Below are 2,544 nucleotides of genomic sequence, written 5' to 3' on the forward strand. Positions count from 1 at the left end.
CCAGGGTCACCGTGCACCGCGGGGACGCCCTCAGCGCCCTTCCCGAGCTCGACGGCCAGGTCGACCTGGTGATCTCCAACCCGCCGTACATCCCGCTCACCGAGTGGGAGTACGTGGCGCCCGAGGCCCGCGACCACGACCCGCAGATGGCGCTCTTCTCCGGCGAGGACGGTCTCGACACCATCCGCGGCATCGAGCGCACCGCGCACCGCCTGCTCCGCCCCGGCGGCCTCGTCGTCATCGAGCACGCCGACACCCAGGGCGGCCAGGTCCCCTGGATCTTCACCGAGGAACGCGGCTGGGCCGACGCGGCCGACCACCCGGATCTCAACAACCGGCCGCGATTCGCGACCGCCCGCAAGGCCATGCCGTGACCGGCGCCGCGGCCCCGTGCCCGCACCGCCCGCACCACTCTTACCCGTACACGCTTGAGGAGGCCGGCTGATGGCACGGCGATACGACTGCAACGACGCGACCGACCGTACGACCGGGCTGCGTGAAGCCGCCTCGGCGGTACGTCGCGGCGAACTGGTCGTGCTCCCCACCGACACCGTGTACGGGATCGGTGCGGACGCCTTCTCCTCGGAGGCCGTCGCGGACCTGCTCGACGCCAAGGGCCGCGGGCGCAACATGCCCACCCCGGTCCTCATCGGCTCCCCGAACACGCTGCACGGCCTGGTCACCGACTTCTCCGAGCAGGCGTGGGAGCTCGTCGACGCCTTCTGGCCCGGCGCCCTCACCCTCGTCGCCAAGCACCAGCCCTCGCTCCAGTGGGACCTCGGCGACACCCGTGGCACCGTCGCCGTCCGGATGCCGCTGCACCCGGTCGCCATCGAGCTGCTCACCGAGGTCGGCCCGATGGGCGTCTCCAGCGCCAACCTCACCGGCCACCCCTCCCCGGAAACCTGCGACGCCGCCCAGGAGATGCTCGGGGACTCCGTGTCCGTCTACCTCGACGGCGGCCCCACCCCGGGCAACGTCCCGTCCTCCATCGTCGACGTCACCGGCAAGGTCCCGGTCCTGCTGCGCGCCGGCGCCCTGTCCGTCGAGGAACTGCGCAAGGTGGTACCCGACCTCGAGGTGGCCAATTGACCGCCCCTGAGGGGCGTGGCATAGCGGGGCAGAGAGACCACTTCCGCATTCTCCACGTCAGCACCGGCAACGTCTGCCGCTCGCCCATCACCGAGCGGCTGACCCGCCATGCCCTGGTGGACCGCCTCGGCGATCCCCTCCAGGGCGGCCTCATCGTGGAGAGCGCCGGCACCTGGGGGCACGAGGGCGCCCCCATGGAGACGAACGCCGAGATCGTCCTCGCCGACTTCGGCGCGGACGCCACCGGCTTCGTCGGCCGCGAGCTCCTCGACGAGCACGTGATCCGTGCCGACCTGGTGCTCACCGCGACCCGCGACCACCGTGCGCAGGTCATCTCCATGGGGCACTCCGCCGGACTGCGCACCTTCACCCTGAAGGAGTTCACCCGGCTCGTGCGGGCCATAGACCCCGCCACCCTGCCGGACGCCCACGACGAGGGCGTGGTCGAGCGTGCCCGCGCCCTGGTGCGCGCCGCCGCCGCGCTCCGCGGCTGGCTGCTGGCCCCCACCGCGGACGCCGACGAGGTGTACGACCCGTACGGCGCGCCGATCACCTTCTTCCGCTCGATCGGGGACGAGATCAACCAGGCGCTCGACCCGGTCGTCACCGCGCTCACCGGCGTGCCCGCGCACCACTGAACCGCGCCCCGGCCGGCGCTTCCGCGCGGCCGGTGAGGACCCTTGCGCCGACCGGCCCCACCAGCCCTTTCGCGGCGGGCGTACGTGCGAGTACCGGCCTACATTGGATGCGAAGCCCCCCCACGCAGCACCCTCAGGCCCGGAGCCGTCAGATGCCGGTCAGCACCCCCACAGCACCCCTGCCGCACGCCGCTGGGGCCGAAGACCTCGGCCCGCTGTTCCGGACCGACCCGGAGATCGCCGAAGTGCTGCGGGAGGAGTCCCGCAGACAGGCCGGCTCCCTCCAGCTGATCGCCGCCGAGAACTTCCAGTCGCCCGCCGTACTCGCCGCGCTCTCCTCGCCGCTGGCCAACAAGTACGCCGAGGGCTACCCCGGCGCCCGCCACCACGGCGGCTGCGAGCAGGCCGACGCCGCCGAACGCATCGCCACCTCCCGCGCCACCGCCCTCTTCGGCGCCGAACACGCCAACGTCCAGCCGCACTCCGGGTCCTCCGCCGTGCTCGCCGCCTACGCCGCGCTGCTGCGCCCCGGCGACGCCGTACTGGCCATGGGCCTGACCTCCGGCGGTCACCTCACGCACGGATCACCGGGCAACTTCTCCGGACGCTGGTTCGACTTCACCGGCTACGGCGTGGACCCCGGCACCGGGCTGATCGACTACGACCGGGTGCGCGCCCTGGCCCGCGCACGCCGGCCCAAGGCCATCGTCTGCGGCTCGATCTCCTACCCCCGCCACCCCGACTACGCGCTCTTCCGCGAGATCGCCGACGAGGTGGGCGCCCGCCTGATCGTCGACGCCGCGCACCCGATGGG

Annotated in this window: 3 protein-coding genes and 1 pseudogene; all 4 read left to right on the top strand. The window is 73.0% G+C overall.

Annotated elements, in window-relative coordinates:
- Positions 1-374 (top strand): N5-glutamine methyltransferase family protein (locus ACWD3D_RS35985; RefSeq protein WP_451464871.1); only part of this gene is annotated, 374 nt, incomplete at its 5' end.
- A 70-nt stretch (positions 375-444) separates the two neighbouring features.
- A complete protein-coding gene (locus ACWD3D_RS35990; RefSeq protein WP_327177990.1) occupies positions 445-1,092 on the top strand; it encodes an L-threonylcarbamoyladenylate synthase in 648 nt (215 codons plus the stop codon).
- Positions 1,089-1,730 (top strand): arsenate reductase/protein-tyrosine-phosphatase family protein, encoded by a 642-nt coding sequence (locus ACWD3D_RS35995; RefSeq protein WP_451464872.1) that lies wholly within the window; start codon positions 1,089-1,091, stop codon positions 1,728-1,730. Before ACWD3D_RS35990 ends, ACWD3D_RS35995 begins: the two co-directional genes overlap by 4 nt.
- Positions 1,731-1,882: 152 nt before the next feature.
- Positions 1,883-2,544 (top strand): annotated as a pseudogene (locus ACWD3D_RS36000) (serine hydroxymethyltransferase); the annotation flags it as partial.

The sequence above is a fragment of the Streptomyces sp. NPDC002690 genome (assembly GCF_053592415.1).

Excerpts from the sequence above, each read along its gene's own strand:
- ACWD3D_RS35990 (WP_327177990.1), top strand. The coding sequence starts at position 445 with ATGGCACGGCGATACGACTGCAACGACGCGACCGACCGTACGACCGGG.